We start from the raw sequence: 24,447 nt of genomic DNA, 5'->3' as shown, positions 1-24,447 counted from the left end.
GTGATTGTCGTTCCCGACTTCACAGCGATACTGCAGGCACGCCGGGACAAGTGGCCTTGGCTGGACCACACCGTCAGGGCCGCACAGCGTTATCAGGCACAAATGGGCGACTATTACGCCGCCGGAATGACCTACTTCAGTGTGCTTGCATTGTTCCCGCTGCTGATGGTTGCGTTCGCGGTGGCCGGCTTCGTCCTCGTAGGACACCCAGAGTGGCTGGACGAAATCACTGCTCAGATATCGGAGAGCATCCCCGGCAGCTTGGGTGAGACCGTCAATTCACTGATCGAGTCGGCCATCGAGTCCCGCGCAAGCGTCGGCATCATCGGTCTCTTGGGCGCTTTGTACGCGGGGCTGGGTTGGGTGGCGAAACTACGAGCCGCGCTGACTGCGATGTGGGAAAGTCAGCGCGAGCAGGGCGGTTTCGTCTCGACCAAGCTGAAAGATCTGGCGGCGCTGTTCGGTCTAGGTCTGGCAATCGTCGTTTCGCTCGGCTTGTCGGCGCTCAATGGCGGGTCGGTGATGCGAAGCATCCTCGAGTTCTTCAAGCTCGACAATGCGCCGGGCGTCGGAATTCTACTGCGGGTCGTATCGGTGCTGTTAGCGCTCGTCGCCACGTGGGGCCTTTTCACCTGGGTGATTTCGCGTCTGCCACGGGAGCCGGTGCCGTTTCGTAGCGCTCTGATGGGCGGATTGCTGGCCGCCGTCGGTTTCGAGATCTTCAAGCAGATAGCTGCCATCTATTTGGCATCGGTGACGAGCGGGCCTGCCGGTGTGGTGTTCGGTCCCATCATCGGTTTGCTCGTATTCGTTTTCACAACTTCACGGTTCGTGTTGTTCGCGGCAGCATTCTCGGCGACCACGAATGAAAGCATGGCTATGGCATTTGTGCCGCCGCCGGACCCGGCGGTCATCACCACCCGCGTCGAGGTCAACGACGGCCCGTCCATCAAGGGCGGCATCGCCCTCGTCGGTGCGGGAGCACTCGCTGCGGTAGGTCTTACGGGATTGCTCGGCCGTCGAAAATGACCGTCGAGATCATCGGCGCCGGTTGAGTTGACGCGCACCCAGCATCAGCCCAAGCACTACGAGTAGACCGATCGCACCGATCCCGACCCGGACTGCCGTGTCCCCGCTCGCTTCCACAGCGGACGCACGGCTGATCGCCCCAGCATCCGCGGGCGGAGCTGCGAGCGCAGGGGCGGGGGTGGTGGTTCGAGTGCTCGTGACGTCGCCGACCGAATCGGGCTCCACCAGCGTGCCGACACTCGTCCCTGATGGAAGCGCAAATCCGTAGTCCAGCAGGCGCGCCGCTTGCTCCCAGGGGCGGATGGGCAGGACGTCGCCCTTCATGATCGTCACGGCCAACCGTCGCCCGTCTTTCTGTGCACCACCGACGAAAGTTTGCCGGGCGTCGTCGGTATAGCCGGTCTTGCCGCCAAGAGCGCCTTCGTAGTTGTAGAGGAGCTGATTGTCGTTGGACAGAATAAAGCCCGGGCGGTCTTGATCGTCCGGGATGCTGGGGTCCTTGGGGAATCCTGGGAATTGAACATTCTCGGTCGAGATGAGCGCAGCGAAGGTCGGATTTTCCAGTGCGGCACGGAAGAACAAGGCGAGGTCGTAGGCAGAACTGGACATCCCCGGTGCGTCGAGGCCGGACGGCGTTGCAGTGTGCGTGTCCAGCGCACCCAGCGACTCGGCGCGCGCGTTCATCTTCTCGACCGTTGCGGCGTCACCACCCAATTGGGTCGCCAGAGCGTGGGCCGCGTCGTTCCCCGAGGCCATCACGAGACCCTGCATCAGCTGAAAGTTGCTGTAGACGCCGTCTTTGCCGATTCCGACCGCGCTACCTTCGGCATTGGCGTCCTCTGCCGTCGCGACGACGATCTTGTCGAGATCGAGTTCGTCCAGCGCCACCAGCGCCAACAAAATCTTGATAGTGCTCGCGGGGCGATAGCGGCCGTGTGGGTCCTTCGCTGCGATGATGTCACCGGAATCGAGATCCGAGAGCACCCACCCGGTTGCGGAAATATCGGCGGGAAGCGGAGGAGCGTCGTCCGGGGTGATGGTTCCACATCGGCTCAGTTGTGAGCCACCGACCGGGTCGGCAGGGACGGGTCGCGGGGCGGGAACAGTCTCGCCTGGCGTCGGGACCTCGGAGAGGTCGATTGCCGGGGGCGGTGACGTGGCGAACGGGCAGTCGTCGGTGTTCGGCGTCGTGAACGGTGGAGTCGTGACGGCCGGAGGCTCGGCGGCAGGCTGCGCGAGGGCAGGGCTGCCCGCGGCGAACAGGGCAGCGGTCGTGGCGAGGGCAGCGGTCACCCGGAGGATCGTTCTCATCGCGAACCACCGTATGCGTTCTGATCGGCTAACCTGCGCCGACCCACCGAACGCCCCGCACGTGTTCACCGCTGTATCGATTGCGTCGGGTCAGTTTCCTGACGGTCGGAGGAAAGGGCGCTGGATCTTCTTCCACTTCTCGTAGGTTTCATGCGCGGCTCGAGTCGACTCGAGCGTCGAGGTGGCACTGACCGGAACATCCCACCAGGATTCGGAATCGGGGGAGCCGACCAGCGGGTCGGTCTCTACGTGGATGACGGTGGTTCTCTCGCTCGCCTTGGCTGCCGCTATCGCATCGGAGAACTCGGCAGAGTTCCGCACGCGCGCCACCTCGACGCCCAAGCTTGCCGCATTCGCCGCGAGATCCACCGGAAGGACACCGCCACCTCGACGACCCCGGTCGTCGCGATAGCGGTACGCGGTCCCGAATCGCTGAGAGCCGAGCGATTCCGACAACGAACCGATGGACGCGAACCCATGATTCTGCACCAGGATCACGATGATCTTGACGCCTTCCTGCACGGCGGTGACCAGCTCGGTTGCCATCATCAGGTACGAACCGTCGCCGACCATGACGAAGACGTCGCGGTTCGGCTCGGCCATTTTGGCTCCGATGCCGCCGGCGATCTCGTAACCCATGCACGAGAAGCCGTATTCGACGTGGTACCCCTTGGGGTCGCGGACGCGCCAGAGCTTGTGCAGATCGCCGGGTATCGAGCCTGCGGCACAGACGACCACATCCGAAGGCCCGGACGATGCGTTCGTCAGACCGATGACCTGGCTCTGGTTCAACGGTGCGGTCGGATCGTCGATCCGGTAAGCCGAAGCGACCGTTGCATTCCATTCCTCGTTCAACGACGTTGTTCGCGTGCGATATTCGCTCGACACCTCGTAGTCGGCCAATGCGCACGTGAGGGCCTCGAGTGCTTCGCGAGCGTCGGAGACCACTGAGAGTGCCCCCTGTTTGACCGAGTCCATGGACGCAACGTTGATGTTGACGAAGCGGACATTCGGATTGTTGAACGCGGTCCGCGACGCGCTCGTGAAATCGCTGTACCGCGTGCCGATTCCAATGACTACGTCAGCGTCGGTGGCCAATGCGTTGGCGGCGGTCGTGCCGGTGGACCCTATAGCGCCGACCGACTGTGGATGGTCGTACCGCAACGACCCTTTGCCTGCTTGGCTCTGACCCACCGGGATACCGGTCTGCTCGCAAAACGCAGCAAGCGCGTCGGTAGCACCGGAGTAGACGACGCCGCCACCGGCCACGATCAACGGTCTCTCGGCCTTGCGGATCAGCTCGGCGGCTCGGGCGATGACGGACGGTTCCGGTAACGGTCGTCGGATGTGCCAGGTGCGCGGCGCAAACAGAGACTCAGGCCAATCGAACGCCTCGGCCGCAACGTCTTGTGGAATAGCAACGGTGGCTGCACCTGTCTCGACCGGATCGGTGAGTACCCGCATCGCGCCGAGAAGTGCGCTCGGCAACTGCTCCGGTCGCCAGAGACGGTCGAAGTATCGAGAAAGTGGCTTGAATGCGTCGTTGACGGTGATGTCACCGCTGGACGGGAGTTCGAGCTCCTGCAGTACCGGCGCGCTGACCCGCGTCGCGAAAGTGTCTGCGGGGAGCAGCAATACGGGCAATCGATTGATCGTCGCGAGAGCAGCGCCGGTGAGCATGTTGGTCGAACCCGGCCCGACGCTGGCGGTGACGGCCCACGTCTGTAGCCGGTCCTTCTGACGTGCGTAGGCGACGGCGCTGTGCACCATGGCCTGCTCGTTTCGACCGAGGACGTAGGGCAGTTCCGATTCGGTGCCGGCTTCGGCGGCATCGATCTCCGCTTGCAGCAATGCCTGGCCGAGCCCGGCGACGTTGCCGTGCCCAAAAATGCCGAACGCGCCTGCGAAGAATCTGGTGCGGTGGCCGTCGCGCTCGACGAACTGGTTCACCAGGAATTTCACCACGGCCTGGCTCACCGTGAGACGAACCGTCCCTTCGGTGTTGTCGCACTTGTTCGCGGAGATCGGCACAGTGGGCACCACGGTCATGCTCCTTCGGATGCGGTGCGGGGTGTCGGGATCGACAGTGGAAGGCGGTTGTCGACGGCGCGATCGGCCCAGGTGCCTCGGATCCAGGAGTGCTCGGGATCGTCGACGATGTTCCAGGCACGCACGGCACCCGCCCCGGCCATGACGTTGAGGTAGTACATGTCGTAGCCCGGCGCGGCGACCGACGGGCCGTGGTATCCGTGCGGCACCAAGACGACATCACCGGTGCGGACCTCTTCGAGGACCTCGATAGGACGATCTTTCGTGCCGTAGACGCGGTGATAGCCGAATCCTCTGCTGCCGCTTGGTCCTTCAGCGATTTCGAAGTAGTAGATCTCTTCCAGAGCGGACTCTTCGGCAGTGTTCTCGTCATGTTTGTGGCCCGGGTACGAGGACCAGTTCCCGCCAGGAGTGATGACCTCGCATGCGAGGATCGAATCAGCATCGAAGGCATCCGCTGTACCGAAATTGTGCACCTGACGGCTGCAGTTCCCGGCCCCGCGCAGTTCGACTGAAACCTCCGCCGCAGAAACATAGCGAAACGGCAGCTTCGACGCGGCACGCGCGCCGCACAGTGCAAAACGCCCACCATCGACGCTCGAGACGGAGTACGAGGAGCCCTTGCCGACGTAGACGAAATCGGTTGGCCCGTCGAACACCGAACGTCGGCCCCGTAATTCGAATGTGGTGCCGTCACTGGTCACAGCAGCAGATCCCGCAAGCGGCACGATCAGGATCTCGTCCCGCTCGGATAGCAGTTCCGCGGATCGGCCTGCAGTGAGATTCAGAATCCACAGGCTGGACTCGGTCCACCCCGCGGACGTCGGTGTCACGACGACGTCGAAGTCGCCATGGCCGCCGGTGCCCGCGGCGATGTAGTACTCGGAATTCATATGTCATCTCACCACCTTCGGTGTGCGAATGTCGCTGACCTCAACATATGTATCGGCGGAGGATATCGAACCGGGTGAGCTGACGCGCTCAGACATCGAGAGACTCGGCAAGCGCAGCGACCTCGCTCGCGGTGGGCATCGCCGTGGAGCATTCGAGACGCGAAGCGACAATGGCCCCGGCCGCGTTGGCATAGCGAAGAATCTTCTCCAGTGGCCAGCCCGCGAGGAGCCCGTGGCAAAGTGACCCGCCGAAACCGTCACCGGCGCCGAGACCGTTGACGACGTCGACGAAGTACGGCGGAACGCTCACTGTCTGCGACTTGGTCTTGCCGAGAACTCCCTTGGGACCCTGCTTGACGACGGCCAATTCGACACCGAGGTCGAGCAGTGCATCCGCCGCCTTGTGCGGATCGGTTTCGCCGACGGCGATCTCGCACTCCTCGGTGTTGCCGACGGCAACCGTGACCTGGAGGAGCGCTCGCTGTACCTGCTCGGTTGCTGCCGCGGGTGACTCCCAGAACATCGGTCGATAGTCGAGATCGAGGACCGTCAAGGGTGCCCGACCTCGTGCCGCGAAAGCGGTGAAGTGTGCACTGCGGCTGGGTTCTTCGGACAGGCCGGTCACGGTGGACCAGTAGAGACGAGCGTTCGCCACGACTGCGCAGTCGATGTCCTCGGGTCGGATTTGCAGGTCCGGGGCCGAGGGTTTGCGATAGAAGTACAGCGGAAAGCTCTCGGGAGGGAAGATCTCACAGAACGTCACCGGGGTGGCGAACCGGTCGTCGGTGACGACATAGCGATTGTCGACGCCCAAACGAGGAAGTTCAGCGGAGACGAACCGACCGAAAGGATCGTTGCCGACTCCGGAGATGAGCGCAGTTCTCGAACCCAGGCGCGCGGCCGCAACCGACACGTTTGCTGCACTACCACCGAGAAATTTACCGAACGTCTCGACGTGTTCGAGGCCGACACCGGTTTGCAACGGGTAGAGGTCCACACCGCAGCGTCCAATGGCGAGCACGTCGAAGGCCCAGGTCTTCGCATCGGTCGAGCTGGTCAAGATCTTGCTCCCGCGCGGTATGCGGCACGGTGACCAGGCCGCCTGCGCGAGTCGACGACGCTCCGCAAATACTCGGCGCAGGCGATTACTTCCGAGACCGGACCGGCGCCGGTAGGTTCGGACGCGAGGATGGTGTCCTGCTCGAGCACGAACCAGCCGTCGTATTCAGCGTCGAGCAAGCCGTTGACGACTCCGGCGATATCGACGTCACCTGTGCCCAACCGGGTGTACATCCCCTCGGCGACAGCGTCGGTATAGGTGAGCTCACCGCCGCGGACCCGAGCCGCGAGTGCGGAGTCGACATCCTTGAGGTGGACATGCGTGATGCGGTTCGCGTGCCGCTCGACGAGTTCGAGTGGGTCGGTACCTCCGATCAGCAGGTGACCGGTGTCGAGGCACAACGAAATCGTCGACCCGTCCAACACCCGGTAGACCTCCTCACGCTTCTCGACGACCGTACCCACATGCGGATGCAGAACGACACGAACCCCGCGCTCGGCGCCCGCCACCTGCAAACGGTCGAGGTTGCCCAGCAGCGTGTTCCACTGCGCATCGTCGAGCTCGAGGCGCGAGTCGTAGCCGTCCAAGCCGGTCGCGGCAGCCAAGACGAGTACCTCGGCGCGAGAGGCGACGAACGCGTCGAACAGTGGGGCAATCCCAGGAGTCGGGTCGTGGTGAGCATGATGCAGCAACACCGGCGCGAATCCACCGACGCACTTCAAGTGGTGTCGTCCCAGCGTTGCAGCAAGTTCGCGTGGGTCCACTGGCAGAAAACCTTCGGGCCCGACCTCGGTCGCAGTCAGCCCGGCGTCGCGCATCTCGCTCAGAACTCGCTCGGACGCCATCTGATAACCCCAACCGGGGACCTCGCAGACGCCCCACGAAATCGGTGCTCCGGCAATACGAATGTCGGCGATGTCGCTCGTGGTCACAGGCGGACCTCGTCTATTTGCACCGGACGGTGCTGTTGTAGGGACAGGGTCGCAGCCTCGGCGATGAAAGCCACCTCGAGTGCATCGCCTGCGGTGCAGGGTGATTCACGGCGGCCCTCGATCACGTCGACGAACGCGGCGAGTTCTGCTCGATAGGCCGTCGAGAACCGGTCCATGAAGGAGGTGTGGGGGATACCGCTGGGGAATCTCACGCCTACTTCCAGGTTGCGGACCGGAATCTGCTCATCCCAACCGGCGACGACGGAGTCTGTCGATCCGTGGACTTCGAGCCGGCAGTCGTAACCACCGGCGTTGTAGCGGGTGTTGGACACGACGCCGATCGTGCCGTTGTCGAACGTGAGGATGGTCGTGGCAGTGTCGACGTCACCGGCGACGGTGAACCGTGCATCACCCTGGTTGGCGCCCGCTGCGTACACCTCGGTGACTTCGCGGCCGACGATCCACCGGACGATATCGAAGTCGTGCACGCTGCAGTCGCGGAAGATGCCGCCGGAAACCGCGATGTACTCCATCGGTGGGGGCGCTGGGTCCAATGTCGTGGAACGGACGGTGTGCAGCCAACCGAGATCACCGGAGACCACAGCGTCTCGTGCTGCGACGAAGGCGGGGGAGAATCTTCGGTTGTAACCGACCTGTACCGGAACGGAGGACTTGGAGACTTCCCGCACGATTGCGAGGCATTCACCGGGTGTCGCGGCGAGGGGCTTTTCGCAGAACACCGGAATTCCGGCGTTGACGCAGGCGAGGACCAGTGATGCGTGCGACGGCGTGGCTGCGGCAACGATCACGCCGTCGACTCCCGAAGCCAGGAGGTCCTGTACCGAATCGACTGGGCGGGCGCCGAACTTCGCTGCGACGGCGTCTTTGACCTCGGATCGTTCGTCGGTGACGACGAGGCCGTCGACTCCGTCGAGTGTGCTCAGGGTGTCGGTATGGAATGCGCCGATCCGGCCGAGGCCGATCACACCGACAGTTACGCCCATGACTGGCCTTCCTTGGAAAGTGTTCACGCCCAGTGTCGAAAGTATCAACTCGAGGGCAGATCTGCTGTCCGACCCGCAAACGCAAGAAAGGCGCATTCATACGATCGAATCGTATGAATGCGCCTTTCACGCCGTTGCGAAAACCTAGCGAGCGAAGAGCAGAGCCCGCTTGACTTCCTGGATCGCCTTTGTCACCTGAATGCCGCGAGGGCACGCGTCGGTGCAGTTGAAGGTGGTGCGGCAACGCCACACGCCTTCGACGTCGTTGAGGATGTCCAGACGCTCGGATGCACCTTCGTCGCGGCTGTCGAAGATGAACCGGTGTGCGTTGACGATGGCGGCGGGTCCGAAGTAGCTACCGTCGCTCCAGAACACGGGGCACGAGGTGGTGCAGCAAGCGCACAGGATGCACTTGGTGGTGTCGTCGAACCGAGCGCGGTCGGCGGCGGACTGGATCCGCTCACGCGTCGGCTCGTTGCCCGTAGTCATCAAGAACGGCTTGACAGCACGGAACGCGTCGAAGAACGGCTCCATGTCGACGATCAGATCCTTCTCGACCGGAAGACCCTTGATGGGCTCGATCGTGATGGTCAGCGACTTCGACGAATCCTTCGGAAGCATGTCGCGCATCAGCACCTTGCAGGCGAGACGGTTGACTCCGTTGATGCGCATCGCGTCACTACCGCACACGCCGTGGGCGCAGGAGCGGCGGAAGGTCAGCGTGCCGTCGAGGTAACCCTTGACGTACATCAACAGGTTCAGCAGGCGGTCGGTCGGCAACGTCGGGACCTGAAAGCTGTCCCAGCGCTGTCCGTCGCCGCTCTCCGGATTGAAGCGGGCGATCTTGAGAGTCACCATGACCGCGCCGTTGGGAACGGGCGGCTGCGAGGACTGGTCTGCCTTGTCGAGAGTGGGGGCGCTCATATCAGTACTTCCGCTCCATCGGCTCGTAGCGGGTCTGCACTACCGGCTTGTAGTCCAGACGGATGTCGGTCAGCAGACCCTCGCCTTGCTTGTAGGCCATGGTGTGCTTCATGTATTCCGCGTCGTTGCGGTCAGGGTAGTCCTCACGAGCGTGTCCGCCGCGTGATTCCTTGCGGTTGAGTGCACCGACGACGGTGACCTCCGCCATTTCGAGCAGGAAGCCGAGTTCGACAGCCTCGAGGAGGTCGCTGTTGTACCGAGCTCCCTTGTCCTGCACCGTGATGTGGTTGTAACGCTCCTTGAGGGCGCGAACATCCTTCAGTGCGGTCTCGAGTCGCTCCTCGGTACGGAACACCGAGGCGTTGTTGTCCATCGACTGCTGCAATTCGGTCCGGATGTCGGCCGCACGCTCGTGGCCGTGATCGGACAATACGAGTGCGAGCCATTCTTGGACCATCTTCGCCGGCTCTTCGGGCAGAGGCGTGAAGTCGACCGAGTTGGCGTGCAGAGCTGCGGCGATTCCGGCGCGACGACCGAAGACGTTGATGTCCAGGAGTGAGTTGGTGCCGAGACGGTTGGCGCCGTGTACCGAAACACATGCACACTCGCCGGCCGCGTACAGGCCGTGCACGATGTCGTCGTTGTTGCGCAGCACCTCACCGTTGATCTTGGTGGGGATACCGCCCATGACGTAGTGGCACGTCGGGTAGACCGGCACGGGCTCCTTGACCGGATCCACACCGAGATAGGTGCGGGAGAACTCCATGATGTCGGGGAGCTTCTCGTCCAGAACTTCTTCTGGGATGTGCGTGACGTCGATGTAGACGTAGTCCTTGTTGGGACCGCCGCCACGCCCTTCGAGAACTTCGAGAACCATCGACCGCGCAACGATGTCGCGGGGTGCGAGATCCTTGATGGTCGGGGCATAGCGCTCCATGAAGCGCTCACCGGATTCGTTTCGAAGGATGCCTCCCTCACCGCGAACAGCTTCGGAGATCAGGATCCCGAGACCGGCAAGGCCTGTCGGATGGAACTGATGGAACTCCATGTCTTCGAGCGGGAGGCCCTTACGGAAGACGATGCCCATGCCGTCACCGGTGAGGGTGTGGGCGTTGGACGTCGTCTTGTACATACGTCCCGAGCCGCCGGTTGCGAAGATGATTGACTTGGCGTGGAAGATGTGCAGCTCACCGGTCGACAGTTCGTACGCGATGATGCCGGTGGCTACCGGGCCGTCTTCGGTCTCGGTGAGGCACAGATCGAGTGCGTAGAACTCGTTGAAGAACTCGACGTCGTGCTTGACGCAGTTCTGGTAGAGCGTCTGCAGGATCATGTGTCCGGTGCGGTCGGCGGCGTAACACGCGCGACGAACAGGCGCCTTGCCGTGGTCACGGGTGTGGCCACCGAAGCGACGCTGGTCGATCTTGCCCTCGGGCGTGCGGTTGAACGGCAGGCCCATCTTCTCGAGGTCGAGAACGGCGTCGATCGCTTCCTTGGCCATGATCTCCACAGCGTCCTGGTCGGCGAGATAGTCGCCACCCTTGACGGTGTCGAACGTGTGCCACTCCCAGTTGTCTTCCTCGACATTGGCCAGCGCTGCGCACATTCCGCCCTGAGCTGCGCCGGTATGCGAACGAGTGGGGTAGAGCTTGGTCAGAACTGCGGTGCGGGCGCGGGGCCCGGCCTCGATGGCCGCTCGCATGCCTGCGCCACCGGCGCCGACGATGAGCACGTCATAACGATATTCCTGCATGAATGCTTCAGTTCCCTTAGCTCGCCGAAATGTTCGGATCGAAGGTGAAGATGACGTACGTACCCAGTCCCATGATGAGAATCATGGACAGCACGAGCAGTGTCGTCAGCCAGAATCGCGTCGAATCCTTGCGTGAATAGTCCGCGATGATCGTCCGCAGACCGTTGCCGCCATGCAACTGAGCAAGCCAGAGCATGGAGAGGTCCCAGAACTGCCAGAACGGGCTCGACCAGCGGCCCGCTACGAATGCGAAGTTGATGCGGTGCACACCCTCGTCGAGCATCAGCATGATGAACATGTGGCCCAGGACGAGGACGACGAGCGCCAGCCCTGAGAAGCGCATGAACAGCCACGCGTAGAGCTCGAAGTTGCTCCTCGACTTACGGCGCGGGGAACGTGGGTTGTCCAGACTTGCTGGACGGTCGTAGATCTTGCCGAGGGACTTGGCCTCGGGTCCGTGTGTCATTGCCATCAGTGCCCGCTCGCTGTGAACATGTTGTAGAAGATTCTTCCTGCCCCCGGAACCATGACCACGATCCATACCGCGGCGATGACCCACAACATCAGCTTCTGGTACTTCGGTCCCTTGGACCAGAAGTCCACCAGCATGACGCGAATACCGTTGAGTGCGTGATAGAGCACCGCAGCGACGAGACCGAGCTCCATCAAGCCCACGAGTGGGGTCTTGTAGGTATCGATGATCGCGTCGTACGTTTCGGGGTTGACACGAACCATTGCCGTGTCCAAGACGTGGACGAACAGGAAGAAGAACGTCAACACGCCCGTGATTCGGTGTAGGACCCAGGACCACATTCCCGGATCACCGCGGTACAGCGACCGCTTTCGCTCCTTGGCCGGAGCGGCTTCCGTCGTGCTACTCATCGAGTGCAATGCCTCCAACGTCATTGATGGACGCATCGAGCCTGGGCCCCGGACTGTGACCGGCTCGATTTGTCTTACTCCGGCTCAACGGTTAAAGAAGAGCCTCCTTCTTCGAACTGTAATCCCCATGGAAACGCGGAACTAATTCGACTCGAGGTTCGTACCGACCCGAAAATCTTTGTTAGGTATGCCTTCCCAATTTTACGTGATCGGTTCAGTAGCGAGGCTGCGCGCGACGAGTGTTCGTGATTTGATTGCAGGTATGCCGGAAATCGACTGGAAAACGTTGCGAGACAGCGCTCATCGGGTAATGAGGCAAGCCTATGCACCCTATTCGAACTACCCTGTGGGTGCGGCCGCGCTCGTAGACGATGACCGAATCGTGACGGGATGCAATGTGGAAAATGTCTCATATGGTTTGGGCCTGTGCGCAGAGTGCGGATTGGTCTCGAACTTGCATTCCACTGGCGGCGGACGTCTGATCGCCTTCACCTGCTGTGACAGTCGCGGAGCAAAGCTGATGCCGTGCGGCCGATGTAGGCAACTTCTGTTCGAGTTCGGTGGCGCGCAGTTGATCGTCGACACCGACGCGGGCCCTGTGTCGCTGGGCGATCTACTGCCCTCCGCGTTCGGCCCCGATGATCTCGCAGCGGGACGGGAGAGCGAGCATGTCTGACGCCGTATCGATCATCGCCGCCAAGCGCGACGGACACATACTGACCAAGCGGCAGATCGACTGGATCATCGACGGTTTCACTCGCGGCACCGTCGCCGACGAGCAGATGTCCGCACTCGCGATGGCGATTGTGTGGCGCGGTCTCGACCGGAGAGAACTGAGCGACTGGACGGCCGCGATGATCGACTCGGGCAGCAGGATGGACTTCTCCGATATCGCTCGACCGACCGTCGACAAGCACTCGACCGGAGGCGTCGGCGACAAGATCACCCTGCCGTTGGCTCCGCTCGTCGCCGCGTGCGGAGCGGCGGTGCCGCAGCTGTCCGGTCGGGGACTCGGACATACCGGTGGCACACTCGACAAGCTCGAGTCCATCGCCGGGTGGCGCGCCGACCTGAGCGCAGAGGAAATCCACTCGATTCTGTCCGATTCGGCTGTGGGCGCGGTGGTGTGCGCAGCGGGCGCAGACCTGGCGCCCGCGGACAAGAGACTCTATGCACTTCGCGACGTCACCGGAACCGTCGAATCCATTCCCCTGATCGCCAGCTCGATCATGAGCAAGAAGATCGCCGAGGGAACCAGCGGACTTGTGCTCGACGTCAAGGTCGGGGCAGGCGCCTTCATGAAGAACATCGACGATGCTCGTGAACTCGCCACGGCCATGGTTGCTCTCGGCTCCGATGCCGGGGTGCGCACGGTCGCACTTCTCACCGCTATGGATGCCCCGCTGGGGATGACTGCGGGCAACGCTCTCGAAGTCGAGGAATCGCTCGAGGTGCTGAGCGGCGGCGGCCCCGCGGACATCGTCGAGCTGACGATCACACTGGCCCGAACCATGCTGACCGTGGCCGGTATCGAGGGAATCGACCCCGCGGACAAGCTTGCCGATGGCTCCGCGATGGATCGGTGGCGAGCGATGGTGGCCGCCCAGGGTGGCGATCCGGATGCGCCGCTTCCAGTGGCGAAGGAATCTCGGACCGTCACGGCCGAGCAGGACGGTTTCATCACCGGGCTCGACGCCATGGCGGTGGGTGTAGCGGCTTGGAGGTTGGGTGCCGGACGGGAGCGCCAGGGTGAGCCCGTTCAGGCCGGTGCGGGGGTACGCCTGCATGCCAAGCCGGGGGATCGAGTTGTCGCCGGCCAGCAGCTCGCCACGCTCTATACCGACACACCGGAGAAGTTCGACTATGCAACCGAGGCGATCAGTGCGGCCTGGAGCATCGGTGACTCCGCGCCCGGCATATCGCCGATCGTGCTCGATCGCGTCGGACGGTAGGTCGAGCCCAGGACAGCTCGGTCTCGGCGGGTTACCGTTCACGGTATGAGCACCGCCGAGATTTCGTCGACATTTTCAGGCGGCGCGATGCCGCTCGACTCCAATTCGATCAAGACTGCTCCGAAAGCGCTGCTGCACGATCATCTCGATGGTGGATTGCGCCCGCAGACGGTTCTCGAGCTCGCCGATCAGTGCGGATACGACGGTCTTCCAGCGACCGATGGAGCGGCGCTGGGGGAGTGGTTCCGCAATGCAGCCGACAGCGGTTCGCTCGAGCGGTATCTCGAGACTTTTGCCCACACCGTTGCGGTGATGCAGACGCCCGAGGGTCTTTCGCGGGTAGCCCAGGAGTGCGCCGAGGATCTGGCCGACGACTCGGTCGTCTACGCCGAGGTTCGATTCGCACCCGAACAGCATCTCGAGCGGGGACTCTCGCTGGACGAGGTCGTCGAACATGTACTGGCAGGCTTTCGGGCCGGAGAATCCGCAGCGCAAGTGAAAGGCAAGCGAATTCGGGTGGGTTGCCTGCTCACCGCCATGCGACATGCGGCACGCTCGCGGGAGATCGCCGAGCTGGCTGTGCGGTTCCGTGACCGCGGCGTTGTCGGCTTCGACATCGCCGGTGCCGAAGCCGGGTTCCCTCCGAGTCGGCACCTCGCCGCGTTCGAATACATGCGAGCAGCCAACGCACACTTCACAATTCACGCCGGCGAGGCCTTCGGTCTGCCGTCCATTCAAGAAGCTGTCGCATTCTGCGGTACGGATCGGCTCGGTCACGGTGTCCGGATAACCGACGACATCACCGTCGCGCCCGACGGCACGGCATCACTGGGACTACTCGCCGCCTACGTTCGGGACACGCGTATGCCCCTCGAATTGTGTCCGAGTTCGAACGTGCAGACCGGAGCCGTGGAGAGCTTGCAGAAGCATCCGTTCGACCTGCTTGCCAGACTCCGGTTCCGTGTCACGGTGAACACCGACAATCGGCTCATGAGCGACACCTCGATGAGCCGTGAAATGCACAAGCTGGTCAGTACATTCGGCTACGGATGGACCGATCTCGAGCGCTTCACCATCAATGCCATGAAGTCGGCCTTCATCCCGTTCGACGAGCGTCTCGAGATCATCGACGACATCGTCAAGCCCGGCTACGCAGTATTGATCGGCTAGCGAAACCTCACTCCTTGCGCAGGCGCCCCTCGAACTCGCGCTCGAGTTCACGCCACGCCTCCGACTCGACATGGAACGGGGCACTGGGCGCGAGCCTGTTCGGGTCGGGCTCGAGCGTGTAGGACACGAACCAGCCCAGTGGGGTGGAACTCGCCAGCGCCGTTTCGACGGAATCGTCCTCCGCGAAGTCGGCTGCGTCGGTGAACAACTCCACTGCAAGGTCGAGCTGATCCGCGTCGACGGCCGTGGGCCCGTCGGCCAGATCGTCCGCCAGTCCGGGAAGGACGTAGACGTTCTCGTCGGTCACCTCGATACGGAGCGATCCGTCCACCGCGGCGGTCTGTACTTCGGCGTACGTACTCACCTTCGCCAGTTCGTGGTCATGGTCGTCGGCGAGGTAGCGAGCGAGCGCGCGTTCGGATCCGAAGACGGTGATGGTGCCGGCGCGGCCGAGGAAGATCGGATCGTCGTCGATGTAGCAGCGCAAGGTGTACAGCGTTTCGTCCGAGGTGATGATCCGGATCGGGTCGATGCCGACAGTGGTCCAGAAGCTCTCTTCCGCGGCTGCGTCGGCGATGGGATCCGGAGTTTCGTCCTCGTCGGTCTCATCGTCGTCGTCATCATCGGATTCTTCGTCGTTCGATACATCGTCGACGTCGACGATGTTCTCCGCGGCCGCGAGCAGTTCCGCTTCGGCCACGTCGACGGCCGCGCTGTCGACATCGGGTGTCGTCACGACCGAGTCGATGGCGTCGATCACCGCACCCCAACTCTTCGCGATCGAGGTGCCGATCCGATCCCAGAGGTCCTGACCGTCCTTGCCCAGGTATGCCTCCGCGCCCATTCCCACTGATCCCAGATGTGGGTTGCCGGCGAAAAATGCGGTGACCGTGTTCAGTTCACAGACATCACCGAGGGTCTGGACCATTTCGAACGTTGCCGCGAGCTCGCTGAGGACATCGGAGTCGGGATCCTCGGCGACCAGTTCGGGAACACCGACGAGGTCGAAACGGTGAAGATCATCGGGTTCGAGTTCATTGGCTGCGAGAGCCGAGACCACGGTCCACGAGGGGTGGTCGACGAGGTCGTTGTCGCTGTCGTTTCTGATGAACGCCGCGAGGTGCGCGACGGCCTCGAATCCGTAGAGGTCCTCGTCGCGTCCGAGGAATGCTTCCCACTCGTCGTCTCCTTCGTGCCACTCCGGAGCCCAGAGGGTGACGAAGTTGCCGCGGGTGAGAAAGAGTTCGATCGGGATGATGTCGCCAGCCATGGCCGGAAGCCTATCTCAGGTCGCCGATAGTGAACTTCGCATCCGTTCGAGGATCCGCCGACGCTGGTCGAGTGCGTCGCGAGCAGCCGCGGCGGCGACTTCGGTGATGGAGCCGGTGAGTTTTCGTGCGGACTGCCGAGAGAGATTTTCGGCCAATTCCAGACCCACCATCGCCCCGGTGCTGTCGACCGTCACACCGACCAGCCCATCTGCCGAATGCCTGGTGATACGCAGGTATGCGAGCCCCTCCGAGGCGAGGTGCATGGTGTCCAGGGCGAGGTCGGCTCGGGACACAAGTGCTTCGACGGCGTTGTCGGTCATACCGACCTCAGCCAGCTCGTCGGTGCAGGTTCTACGTCCAGTCGCCGATTTTCTTCAGCGGCTACCGTCGAGGCCCGTGGCAGCCCGAGGCGATCGAGAATATGGGCGTCCATACCGTCGTTTTCGAGAAGGGTGCGGCGCTCGGCTTGCGCGAGTTCGGTGGCACGCGCGCACAAGTGCAGGATTGTTCGGGCCAATTCTCCTCCACTGTAGTGTAATTCGCTTTGATCGACATGGATTTCCGTCGGGGTCCCACTTTCGGTGGCTCGGACGCGAACCGAGTCCGAGCGCGTGGCAGCAGTAGCCGAGATCTCGATCATTCGGTCGGCCTGTAGAAACCTTTGAAGCCCATACCGCTGTTGGTCGTTCGGATATCGCTGACCTGCACGGGATCTCCAGCTTCGACGAATTGTCCGTTACCGATCACCATGGCGACGTGGCCGTCCCAGATTGCAAGATCTCCGGGCATGACCTCGTCCTGGTTGACCGGGGTGCCGATATCTTGCTCCTGCGCCAGGCGGGGGAGCTCGACCCCCTGCTCCGCGTAGGCCCACTGAGTGAGGCCGCTGCAGTCGAGGCCGCGGCCCGGTTCGGTGCCGCCCCACACGTACGGCGTGCCTTGTTGGCTCAGTGCGTTTCGGACCGCGCCTGCTGCCTGTTCGTTCGGAGCCGTCACGACGCTTCCGTCAGGAAGCGCGACCTCGACGCCCGTGCCTTTCGCACCGACGTCACGGGGCTCTCGTGGTGTTGCGCCGCTGTACATCGCCGGCCCCTGATTCGGCATCGTTGCGGTGGGTGACGTCGTTGCGTTGGGTGAGGAAAGCAGGTTCGAGGCGCTGTCCGGGGTCATCGACGACGGGGGAGCGGACACCGATTGAGCGAAGTTGCGCGCGAACTGGCCTGCAGGATCCGAGCTCGCGGGTGCTGTCGGTGCAGGCCCGGCCGGTGGCGCTGCCGCAGGTTGTGTCGAAGCTTCGGTGCCTGCAGGGGCAGGTACCGAGGGCGGCGCGAGATAACGCCCGACCTCGGCCGCGTGCACTGCAAGCTCGGCTCGAACCCGCGCCACGACGGCAAGCGCGCGTTCCAAGTGCTCGATGGCTGCTGCGATGACCATCGACTGACCGGCAGGGGTGAAGAGGACTGGGGCTGCCGCGACGGCAATGGACACGAACGACTGAAGTATGCCGTTCAGTTCGACGATTCCGGCCTGGACCTTCTCACACGCTCGATCCACGACCGCAGCGATCTCGTTTCCGTGATCGGCAAGTGCGATGGCGCTCGTGTGGGCGGCCTCGGCCAGCTCGATTGCTGCTACTGCTGCGGGCCCGCTCCATGAACCTGCCAGCTCGGCCACAGCGTTCACCCCGATCCGCTCGACCGCATCCAATGCGGAAGAGGAAGAGCGAATGACGTCGGCGGGCCCACCGGTGGGAATCTCACCCGATCCGAAGGCGCCGAGGAGGTCGATGATCGGGCGGGTCAGAACGTCGATCACAGTAGGCGCCCGGCTGCCGCTGCGTCGGTTGTCTGATAGCCGGCAGCGGAACCAGCGGCCGCGCTACCGATGCTGCCCAGTACTTCGGCCAGACGTGCCAACGCAGCGGTGTGGGCGGAGTGAGTGCCGGTGAATGCGGCGAGGAACTCGGTGCCGATCGCCCCGAACACCGGCGTCAGTACGGCAGGACCGCAGGCTGTGGCCGCTGCGGCGGCGCTCGTCACTTGCGCGGACATCGTCCCGGCCGTCGCGGAATACGCGAGTATTCCAGCCGCTGTTGCCGATACTTCTGCCATCGGTGTTCCCCTCGGGACTGTTCTGCGTACGAAATGGATCTACACAGGTTTTGACGCAAGTGAGGCCCGATCGGTTCCCGCACTTATCCTTCTTCTCATGGATACACATGTCGTCGAACATCCCTTGGCTGCTGCCCTACTGACGACGATGCGCGACGAGCGCAGCGACAACGCAACTTTTCGGTCGGCGCTGCGCCAGCTCACCCACATGTTGGTGTACGAGGCCACCAGGGACGCCGCGATCACCACGTTCGAGGTGAAGACGCCGGTCGCTCTCACACAGGGCACCCGTCTGTCGCAGCCGCCGCTGCTGGTTCCGGTCCTGCGTGCCGGGCTCGGCATGGTCGAGAAGGCGAGCGGCTTGATTCCTCAGTCCCGCGTCGGCTTCGTCGGAATGGCGCGCGACGAGAAGACCCATGAGCCGGTGCCGTACATGGAATCGCTGCCCGAGGATCTGTCGAGCACCCCGGTCTACGTTCTCGATCCGATGCTCGCCACCGGTGGGTCGATGGTGCGCACCATCGAGTTGTTGGTGGAGCGAGGCGCGGCAGATGTCACTGCAATTTGCGTGGTGGTCGCCCCCGAGGGGGTCGCGGCACTCGCGAACTCGGGCCTACCGGTCCGGCTCGTCACCGCCAGTATCGACGAGCGACTCAACGACGAGGCCTTCATCGTCCCGGGTCTCGGTGATGCGGGCGACCGTCAGTTCGGCCCACGCTGAGCACGTCACTCGTCCTCGGCGTCACCTGGCCGGCCAGTGAAGGCGACCCGCGATTACGCGTCGTAGATGTTCTCTCGCGTGAGGTCGATTACGTGGAACTGCGCGGCGGTCGTGTCGGGTTCGAGGCGCTCGGGCCGCAGCGGTGGTGCACGGGACGGATCGCATTCCGAAAAGGGGCGCCCTCGGAGTACGTTCCGTGCCCCGAGCAGTTGCCGGTCGAGACAGGTTCGCAGTGCGAAGAGTGCGAGTCGAAGGACTCGTTTCGCTTCGTCCACACGATTCATCGCGGAGGCTTCGTATCCCGTGAGCTCGAAGCACATGTGATGCAACCACATTGGCTGTACATCGCGACCTTTGCGAACGGGGTGCACAAGGTCGGCACCGCGGCCGACACCCGCAAATGGGGCAGGCTTGCCGAGCAAGGGGCCATATGCGCGCGCTATGTCGCGTGGGCAGCCGACGGAAAGGTAGTTCGGGTACTCGAAGATCGGGTGACCGAGCAACTACAGGTGCGGCAGTCCGTGCGATCCTCGGTCAAAGCTGCCGCGCTCGCACTGCCCGTCGACACCGCCCGTCTCGACGCTGCGACAGCAGCTCTGGCCGATCGAGTGCGGGACTCCCTTGCGCCGCCGATCGGTGAGGACACCTATCGCACGGTGGACGAAACATGGCAGGTAGCCGGATTCCGTGAGCTCGCCACAGGCAACCGCGTCTGTTATCCGAGCGACCTCACGATCGGCTCGCACGGCTTCACGGTGCACGCATGCATCGGACAAGCTGCGGTGGTGGACGTCGACGGCGCTTCCTACGTGGTGGACCTGCACGAGTTGAAGGGCCGGCGGGTTCGGTTCGGTGATTACGAATCCACGTTGCCTGCGGTTCAGTCCGCACTGTTCTAGAACAGGCTGGTCGCGAATTTTCGCAGCTTGGCGAGTGCAGCGTCGGCTTCGGCGCGCACGGCCGGCAAGTCTGCGCGGTCGCGGACCGGGAGAACGACCTCGAGGTACGCCTTGACCTTCGGTTCGGTTCCCGACGGACGCACGATGACGCGGATGCCATCTCCTGCCAATTCGACGGCGTCGGTCCGCAGGGGGCCGACGTCGGCGAGTAGGTCGGTGACCGTGATGGAGGTGCCCGCCAGTTCGGTAGGTGGCTTCGCGCGGAGCCGTTCCATCATGGTCGCGATGTCGGCGAGATCATCCACTCGGGTGGAGACCTGCGCTCCGGCGTGAACACCGAATTCGAGCGCGAGGTCGTCGAGGACATCGCCCAGTGTGCGGTTCTCGGCAGCGAGCAGCGCGACGAGGTCCGCGAGGACGACAGCTGCCGAGATCCCGTCCTTGTCGTTGACGAACGACGGGTCGACGCAGTGGCCGATTGCTTCCTCGTAGGCGTAGACCAGACCTTGGCCGGCGCGAACAAGCCACTTGAATCCGGTCAACGTACGCGCGTAGCGCGCGCCACGAGCAGGGGCGAGGACGGAGAGGAGTCGAGAGGAGACGATGGTGTTCGCAACCAGCGAGTTCGGTGGCGCGGTGTGGAGTATGTGGTTGGCCAGCAGCGCTCCGGTTTCGTCTCCGCTGAGCATTCGCCACCCCGACGGCCCCGGCACGCCTATCGCGCATCGATCTGCGTCGGGATCGAGTGCAATCGCGAGATCTGCCTTCACCTCGGCGGCAAGGGCCAACAGTTTTTCCGCTGCACCGGGCTCTTCCGGGTTGGGAAAGGCGACGGTCGGAAACTCGGGATCGGGCTCGAATTGATCGGCCACAATATGGACGTCTCGGAATCCGAGGCCGCGTAGTGCAGTGAGCGCGACGTCGCCCCCGACGCCGTGCAGGGGCGTCAGAGCAATCCGAATGTTCCGCTTCTGTGAACGGACCAGCGCGGGAAGTCGGTCCAGATACTGTGCGGTGACGCTCGATCCACCCGGTGAGACGAAGGTGCGAGGCACGTCCACCGCGGGACCGACGGCGGCGATCTCGGCCTCGATTTCCTTGTCGACCGGCGGGATGATTTGTGCACCACCGCGGAGGTAGACCTTGTAACCGTTGTCGGCAGCAGGGTTGTGCGAGGCGGTGATCTGGACGCCGAGGTCGGCATCGAGCGAGCGGACCGCGAATGCTAGTACCGGCGTAGGGAGTGGTCGAGGTAGTAGAACTACAGAAAAATCCTGTGCAGCAAAGGTTTCCGCGGCTGCAGTGGCAAAGGCGTCCGATCCGTGCCGTGCATCACGACCCACGACGACAGTCGATCCGCCCAGGCCCTGCTTCTGCAGCCACGCGGCAATCCCCATCGAGGTGCGCACCACGACGGCGATATTCATCCCATTTGGACCGGCTCGAACCTCGCCGCGCAGACCCGCCGTGCCGAAGCTCAACGGAGCGCGAAACCTCTCGCGTAGTTCGTCTTCCGGCAGTGAAGCCAATTCCGCACGCGTCGACGGGTCGGGATCACCTGCGATCCATTCCGCGACCTGCTGCGCCAATTCGGCCGTCACAGCGTCGACACCAGCCGGTGTAGAAATTCACCCATGCGCGAAGCTGCCGTCTTCCCTGCTGCGAGCACCTCTTTGTGGTCGAGGTGGTCACCGGTCATTCCTGCGGCAAGATTGGTGACGAGAGAAAGCCCGAGAACCCTCGCTCCGAGGGCCCGCGCTGCGATCGTCTCGTGGACGGTGGACATACCGACCAGATCGGCACCCATGGTGCGCAACATTCGAATCTCGGCGGGCGTTTCGTAATGTGGCCCTGGCAGCCCCGCGTACACGCCCTCTTCCAGCGAAGGATCGATGCGGCGCGCCAGTGCGCGAAGTTCCGGCGAGTAGGCGTCGACCAGGTCGACGAACTCGGCACCCGTCAACGGCGAGCGTGCGGTGAGATTGAGATGGTCGGAGATGAGAACCGGTTGGCCGACGTGCATTCCATCTCGGATTCCACCCGCGGCGTTGGTGAGAACGACCGTGGTAGCTCCGGCCGCGATGGCCGTCCGCACCGGATGCACGACTCGGGCCAAGTCGTGCCCTTCGTATGCGTGGGTACGACCCTGCAACAGCAGCGCATGTGTGCCGTCGACGCTCACCGAGGTGACGGTTCCGGAGTGTCCGGATGCGGAGGGGGGAGTGAAGCCCGGAAGGTCGGCCATGGCGATGGTCGCGGTCGGGGAACCGAAACGATCCGCTGCGGCCTGCCAGCCGGATCCCAGCACGATCGCCACCGCATGAGATGCGACACCGGTGGCCTCCGCGATCGCTGCTGCAGCGCGCGCCGCGGCGTCCTGAGGGTCGAGGGTCGGATCTGCTGCGTCGATGTTCGTTGTTCCCACGGGGAGCAACCCTAGGAGATGTGCGACCGTTTCCGCAGTAGGCCATGCGTTGCCGTCGGTGCAGGCTTGGATCGAGCTCGGTCGGGCCGACCTTCGCCGGCTGAAGTTACCGCCGGGTAGTATCCCTCCATGCCTTATCTCGAACATGACGGTGACGTGCACATCCTGTACCTCGGTGCACAGGACTCAGCTCAGAACCCGGAGAACCGGTTCCATCCGGACTGGATCGAGGGCGTGCACGCTCTTCTCGACGAGGTCGAATCGATATCGGGGCCCGGGGCGCTCGTGACCACCGCGACCGGAAAATTCTTCACTAACGGTCTCGACACCGACTGGCTCTTCGCCAACCTCGACAAGATCACCGGCTACCTGGACCGGGTGCACACGCTCTACACCCGCCTTCTCACATTCCCGATGGCGACGGTTGCAGCTGTCCAAGGCCACGCATTCGGCGCTGGCGCCATGTTCGCGACGGCTCACGACTTCCGGGTCGTCCGCGTCGACCGCGGCTTCTACTGCCTGCCCGAGGTGCACCTGAACATGCCGTTCACCGTAGGCATGTCATCCCTGATTACCAGCAGGCTCCCCAAGCAGACGGCCGTCGAGGCAATGACCACGGGTCGACGCTTCGGCGGAGCAGACGCCGTCGCAGCAGGCATCGCCGACGTCGCTGTCGCCGAGGACGCCGTGTTGTCCTCCGCTGTCGAGCGCGCTACGGCGTTGACGAGCACGCGCGGTGACAACCTTGCGGGAATCAAGCGCGCTATCCACGGCGATCTTCTTGCCGCGCTGAACACACCGACCGACGAGAGTAATTTCGCCTTCGGCAAGTAATCGGCCGCAGCTGAATTCAGCTGCGGAGAGCACTAGTGACAGACTGAGCCGGTGATCGTCGAGACCGATGCTGGTGTGCAGCGTGCTGCGCCCGACCTGCTTGCGTTGTCGCACTCGATTCACTCCGAGCCGGAACTCGCGTTCGAAGAGCACCGCAGTGCAGCGAAGGTCTGCGACCTTCTTCGCGATCGTGGCTTCGCCGTCGACACTGGCGTCGCCGATCTGCCAACCGCGTTCACCGCCACATACGGCAGTGGCGAGTTGGTCATCGCCCTCTGCGCCGAATACGACGCATTACCGGAGATCGGCCACGCCTGCGGCCACAACATCATCGCCGCATCCGCAGCCGGCGCGGCGATTGCGTTGGCTCCACTCGCCGAGCGGCTCGGCATCACCATTCGAGTACTCGGAACTCCTGCCGAAGAAAGTGGTGGGGGGAAAGTGCTGATGCTCGAACGCGGCGTCTTCGACGGTGTTGCCGCGGCGCTGATGGTCCATCCCGGGCCGATCGACATCGTGGGTGCAACATCACTTGCGTTGTCCGACATAGCCGTATCGTTCACCGGCCGCGCTGCACACGCATCTGCGGCCCCCGAATGGGGAATCAATGCCGGTGACGCGGTCACCATCAGTCAAGTTGCCATCGGCCTGCTGCGTCAGCACCTGGCGCCGGGGCAACAGTTGCACGGAATCGTGACCGAGGGTGGTCTCGCGCCCAACATCGTGCCCGGGCACGCCGAGCTTGCCTACTACCTGCGCGCGAACACCTCGGAATCATTGGCTGCGTTGACATCCAAGGCGCATGCGTGTTTCCAAGCGGGTGCGATCGCTACCGGTTGCACCCATCAGATTCGCACCGTATCGCCGATCTACACAGAGCTGACACCCGATCCGTGGCTCACCGCCACTTATCGAGATGAGGTCGAGTCGATCGGCCGCACACCCCTGGCACCCGAGTTGGAAGGATTCCGCCCTCTGGGCAGCACCGATATGGGAAATGTGACGAAGGTTCTGCCCGGGATACACCCGGTGATCGGTCTCGACTCGGGCGGCGCCGTCACGCACCAGCCGGAGTTCGCCGCAGCGTGCATCACCGAGTCGGCAGACACCGCCGTACTCGACGGCGCCCGATTGCTTGCACGAACGGTGGTCCGTACGGCCCTCGATGCAGATACACGGAACCGGTTGCTCGAAGGCGTCGAAGCACGGATGACAGCTCGATGACCG

Annotated in this window: 25 protein-coding genes; 8 read left to right on the top strand and 17 right to left on the bottom strand. The window is 63.3% G+C overall.

What is annotated here, in order from left to right; all coding sequences use genetic code 11:
• Positions 1-1,029, top strand: coding sequence for an inner membrane protein YhjD (gene yhjD, locus H2510_RS03845; protein WP_186626965.1), 1,029 nt, complete (start codon positions 1-3; stop codon positions 1,027-1,029).
• 9 nt (positions 1,030-1,038) lie between these two features.
• Here the strand turns inward: yhjD and H2510_RS03840 are convergent, their stop codons facing one another.
• The 10 genes from H2510_RS03840 to sdhC form a co-directional block, all read right to left on the bottom strand.
• Entirely contained in the window at positions 1,039-2,340 is a 1,302-nt protein-coding gene (locus H2510_RS03840; protein WP_186626964.1) for a D-alanyl-D-alanine carboxypeptidase family protein, read from the bottom strand.
• A 90-nt stretch (positions 2,341-2,430) separates the two neighbouring features.
• Entirely contained in the window at positions 2,431-4,389 is a 1,959-nt protein-coding gene (gene iolD, locus H2510_RS03835) for a 3D-(3,5/4)-trihydroxycyclohexane-1,2-dione acylhydrolase (decyclizing) (RefSeq protein ID WP_186626963.1), read from the bottom strand.
• Positions 4,386-5,282 (bottom strand): 5-deoxy-glucuronate isomerase, encoded by an 897-nt coding sequence (gene iolB / locus H2510_RS03830; protein ID WP_186626962.1) that lies wholly within the window; start codon positions 5,280-5,282, stop codon positions 4,386-4,388. The genes iolD and iolB overlap by 4 nt, the downstream gene beginning before the upstream one ends.
• 88 nt (positions 5,283-5,370) lie before the next feature.
• Positions 5,371-6,342: a 5-dehydro-2-deoxygluconokinase gene (iolC, locus tag H2510_RS03825; RefSeq protein WP_186626961.1), complete on the bottom strand. Its 972-nt coding sequence runs from the start codon at positions 6,340-6,342 to the stop codon at positions 5,371-5,373.
• Positions 6,339-7,259, bottom strand: a complete 921-nt coding sequence (locus H2510_RS03820; protein ID WP_186627171.1) for a TIM barrel protein — start codon at positions 7,257-7,259, stop codon at positions 6,339-6,341. The genes iolC and H2510_RS03820 overlap by 4 nt, the downstream gene beginning before the upstream one ends.
• A gap of 11 nt (positions 7,260-7,270) precedes the next feature.
• On the bottom strand, positions 7,271-8,278 hold the full coding sequence (locus H2510_RS03815) for a Gfo/Idh/MocA family oxidoreductase (protein WP_186626960.1): 1,008 nt from the start codon (positions 8,276-8,278) through the stop codon (positions 7,271-7,273).
• A 144-nt stretch (positions 8,279-8,422) separates the two neighbouring features.
• On the bottom strand, positions 8,423-9,202 hold the full coding sequence (locus tag H2510_RS03810; RefSeq protein WP_084349039.1) for a succinate dehydrogenase iron-sulfur subunit: 780 nt from the start codon (positions 9,200-9,202) through the stop codon (positions 8,423-8,425).
• 1 nt (position 9,203) lies between these two features.
• A complete protein-coding gene (sdhA, locus tag H2510_RS03805; protein WP_136169504.1) occupies positions 9,204-10,955 on the bottom strand; it encodes a succinate dehydrogenase flavoprotein subunit in 1,752 nt (583 codons plus the stop codon).
• Positions 10,956-10,971: 16 nt separating this feature from the next.
• Positions 10,972-11,427, bottom strand: coding sequence for a succinate dehydrogenase hydrophobic membrane anchor subunit (locus H2510_RS03800; protein WP_084349041.1), 456 nt, complete (start codon positions 11,425-11,427; stop codon positions 10,972-10,974).
• Positions 11,427-11,837, bottom strand: a complete 411-nt coding sequence (gene sdhC / locus H2510_RS03795) for a succinate dehydrogenase, cytochrome b556 subunit (RefSeq protein ID WP_088944620.1) — start codon at positions 11,835-11,837, stop codon at positions 11,427-11,429. The genes H2510_RS03800 and sdhC overlap by 1 nt, the downstream gene beginning before the upstream one ends.
• A gap of 262 nt (positions 11,838-12,099) precedes the next feature.
• On the opposite strand from sdhC, the gene H2510_RS03790 reads away from it, so the two are divergent.
• The 3 genes from H2510_RS03790 to H2510_RS03780 all read left to right on the top strand — a co-directional run bounded on the left by H2510_RS03790 (position 12,100) and on the right by H2510_RS03780 (position 14,959).
• Positions 12,100-12,513 (top strand): cytidine deaminase, encoded by a 414-nt coding sequence (locus H2510_RS03790; protein ID WP_186627170.1) that lies wholly within the window; start codon positions 12,100-12,102, stop codon positions 12,511-12,513.
• Entirely contained in the window at positions 12,506-13,789 is a 1,284-nt protein-coding gene (locus H2510_RS03785; protein WP_186626959.1) for a thymidine phosphorylase, read from the top strand. The genes H2510_RS03790 and H2510_RS03785 overlap by 8 nt, the downstream gene beginning before the upstream one ends.
• A gap of 87 nt (positions 13,790-13,876) precedes the next feature.
• On the top strand, positions 13,877-14,959 hold the full coding sequence (locus tag H2510_RS03780; protein WP_397517318.1) for an adenosine deaminase: 1,083 nt from the start codon (positions 13,877-13,879) through the stop codon (positions 14,957-14,959).
• A 7-nt stretch (positions 14,960-14,966) separates the two neighbouring features.
• On the opposite strand, the gene H2510_RS03775 is transcribed toward H2510_RS03780, so the two are convergent.
• From H2510_RS03775 to H2510_RS03755, 5 genes are all read right to left on the bottom strand, one after another.
• Positions 14,967-16,229 carry a primosomal protein gene (locus tag H2510_RS03775; RefSeq protein ID WP_186626957.1) on the bottom strand — a complete coding sequence of 421 codons (1,263 nt, stop codon included), beginning with the start codon at positions 16,227-16,229 and terminating at the stop codon, positions 14,967-14,969.
• Positions 16,230-16,244: 15 nt separating this feature from the next.
• Positions 16,245-16,550 (bottom strand): YbaB/EbfC family nucleoid-associated protein, encoded by a 306-nt coding sequence (locus H2510_RS03770; RefSeq protein WP_261392681.1) that lies wholly within the window; start codon positions 16,548-16,550, stop codon positions 16,245-16,247.
• On the bottom strand, positions 16,547-16,747 hold the full coding sequence (locus tag H2510_RS20690) for a hypothetical protein (protein WP_261392680.1): 201 nt from the start codon (positions 16,745-16,747) through the stop codon (positions 16,547-16,549). Before H2510_RS20690 ends, H2510_RS03770 begins: the two co-directional genes overlap by 4 nt.
• Positions 16,748-16,866: 119 nt before the next feature.
• Positions 16,867-18,045 carry a C40 family peptidase gene (locus tag H2510_RS03760; protein ID WP_186626955.1) on the bottom strand — a complete coding sequence of 393 codons (1,179 nt, stop codon included), beginning with the start codon at positions 18,043-18,045 and terminating at the stop codon, positions 16,867-16,869.
• Positions 18,042-18,341 (bottom strand): type VII secretion target, encoded by a 300-nt coding sequence (locus tag H2510_RS03755; protein ID WP_186626954.1) that lies wholly within the window; start codon positions 18,339-18,341, stop codon positions 18,042-18,044. The genes H2510_RS03760 and H2510_RS03755 overlap by 4 nt, the downstream gene beginning before the upstream one ends.
• A gap of 97 nt (positions 18,342-18,438) precedes the next feature.
• Here H2510_RS03755 and upp point away from each other — a divergent pair, with 97 nt between their 5' ends.
• Complete coding sequence (gene upp, locus H2510_RS03750) at positions 18,439-19,062, top strand: uracil phosphoribosyltransferase (protein ID WP_186626953.1); 624 nt, start codon at positions 18,439-18,441, stop codon at positions 19,060-19,062.
• Between the two features lie 92 nt (positions 19,063-19,154).
• Entirely contained in the window at positions 19,155-19,961 is an 807-nt protein-coding gene (locus tag H2510_RS03745) for a DUF2797 domain-containing protein (RefSeq protein WP_315901205.1), read from the top strand.
• Here H2510_RS03745 and H2510_RS03740 read toward each other — a convergent pair.
• Both H2510_RS03740 and H2510_RS03735 read right to left on the bottom strand, forming a co-directional pair.
• Entirely contained in the window at positions 19,958-21,550 is a 1,593-nt protein-coding gene (locus H2510_RS03740) for a phospho-sugar mutase (protein ID WP_186627167.1), read from the bottom strand. The genes H2510_RS03745 and H2510_RS03740 overlap by 4 nt on opposite strands.
• An 8-nt stretch (positions 21,551-21,558) precedes the next feature.
• Entirely contained in the window at positions 21,559-22,371 is an 813-nt protein-coding gene (locus H2510_RS03735; RefSeq protein ID WP_315901239.1) for a purine-nucleoside phosphorylase, read from the bottom strand.
• A gap of 144 nt (positions 22,372-22,515) precedes the next feature.
• Here H2510_RS03735 and H2510_RS03730 point away from each other — a divergent pair, with 144 nt between their 5' ends.
• Together H2510_RS03730 and H2510_RS03725 are read left to right on the top strand one after the other, a co-directional pair.
• Positions 22,516-23,220 carry an enoyl-CoA hydratase/isomerase family protein gene (locus tag H2510_RS03730; protein WP_186626952.1) on the top strand — a complete coding sequence of 235 codons (705 nt, stop codon included), beginning with the start codon at positions 22,516-22,518 and terminating at the stop codon, positions 23,218-23,220.
• A 51-nt stretch (positions 23,221-23,271) separates the two neighbouring features.
• On the top strand, positions 23,272-24,444 hold the full coding sequence (locus H2510_RS03725; protein WP_186626951.1) for a M20 family metallopeptidase: 1,173 nt from the start codon (positions 23,272-23,274) through the stop codon (positions 24,442-24,444).
• Positions 24,445-24,447 lie beyond the last annotated feature (3 nt).

This window comes from Rhodococcus sp. BP22, assembly GCF_014281965.1.
GTDB lineage: Bacteria > Actinomycetota > Actinomycetes > Mycobacteriales > Mycobacteriaceae > Rhodococcoides.
This window is presented reverse-complemented; position numbering and strand designations above follow the sequence as displayed.

Bases quoted from the DNA above. Each gene is read 5' to 3' on its own strand.
- H2510_RS03810 (WP_084349039.1), bottom strand. From the start codon at position 9,202: ATGAGCGCCCCCACTCTCGACAAGGCAGACCAGTCCTCGCAGCCGCCC.
- upp (WP_186626953.1), top strand. From the start codon at position 18,439: ATGGATACACATGTCGTCGAACATCCCTTGGCTGCTGCCCTACTGACG.
- H2510_RS03775 (WP_186626957.1), bottom strand. From the start codon at position 16,229: ATGGCTGGCGACATCATCCCGATCGAACTCTTTCTCACCCGCGGCAAC.
- H2510_RS03755 (WP_186626954.1), bottom strand. From the start codon at position 18,341: ATGGCAGAAGTATCGGCAACAGCGGCTGGAATACTCGCGTATTCCGCG.
- iolD (WP_186626963.1), bottom strand. From the start codon at position 4,389: ATGACCGTGGTGCCCACTGTGCCGATCTCCGCGAACAAGTGCGACAAC.
- H2510_RS03785 (WP_186626959.1), top strand. From the start codon at position 12,506: ATGTCTGACGCCGTATCGATCATCGCCGCCAAGCGCGACGGACACATA.
- sdhA (WP_136169504.1), bottom strand. From the start codon at position 10,955: ATGCAGGAATATCGTTATGACGTGCTCATCGTCGGCGCCGGTGGCGCA.
- H2510_RS03790 (WP_186627170.1), top strand. From the start codon at position 12,100: ATGCCGGAAATCGACTGGAAAACGTTGCGAGACAGCGCTCATCGGGTA.
- H2510_RS03840 (WP_186626964.1), bottom strand. From the start codon at position 2,340: ATGAGAACGATCCTCCGGGTGACCGCTGCCCTCGCCACGACCGCTGCC.
- H2510_RS03800 (WP_084349041.1), bottom strand. From the start codon at position 11,427: ATGGCAATGACACACGGACCCGAGGCCAAGTCCCTCGGCAAGATCTAC.
- H2510_RS03815 (WP_186626960.1), bottom strand. From the start codon at position 8,278: ATGGGCGTAACTGTCGGTGTGATCGGCCTCGGCCGGATCGGCGCATTC.
- H2510_RS03770 (WP_261392681.1), bottom strand. From the start codon at position 16,550: ATGACCGACAACGCCGTCGAAGCACTTGTGTCCCGAGCCGACCTCGCC.
- H2510_RS03730 (WP_186626952.1), top strand. From the start codon at position 22,516: ATGCCTTATCTCGAACATGACGGTGACGTGCACATCCTGTACCTCGGT.
- H2510_RS03780 (WP_397517318.1), top strand. From the start codon at position 13,877: ATGCCGCTCGACTCCAATTCGATCAAGACTGCTCCGAAAGCGCTGCTG.
- sdhC (WP_088944620.1), bottom strand. From the start codon at position 11,837: ATGAGTAGCACGACGGAAGCCGCTCCGGCCAAGGAGCGAAAGCGGTCG.
- iolB (WP_186626962.1), bottom strand. From the start codon at position 5,282: ATGAATTCCGAGTACTACATCGCCGCGGGCACCGGCGGCCATGGCGAC.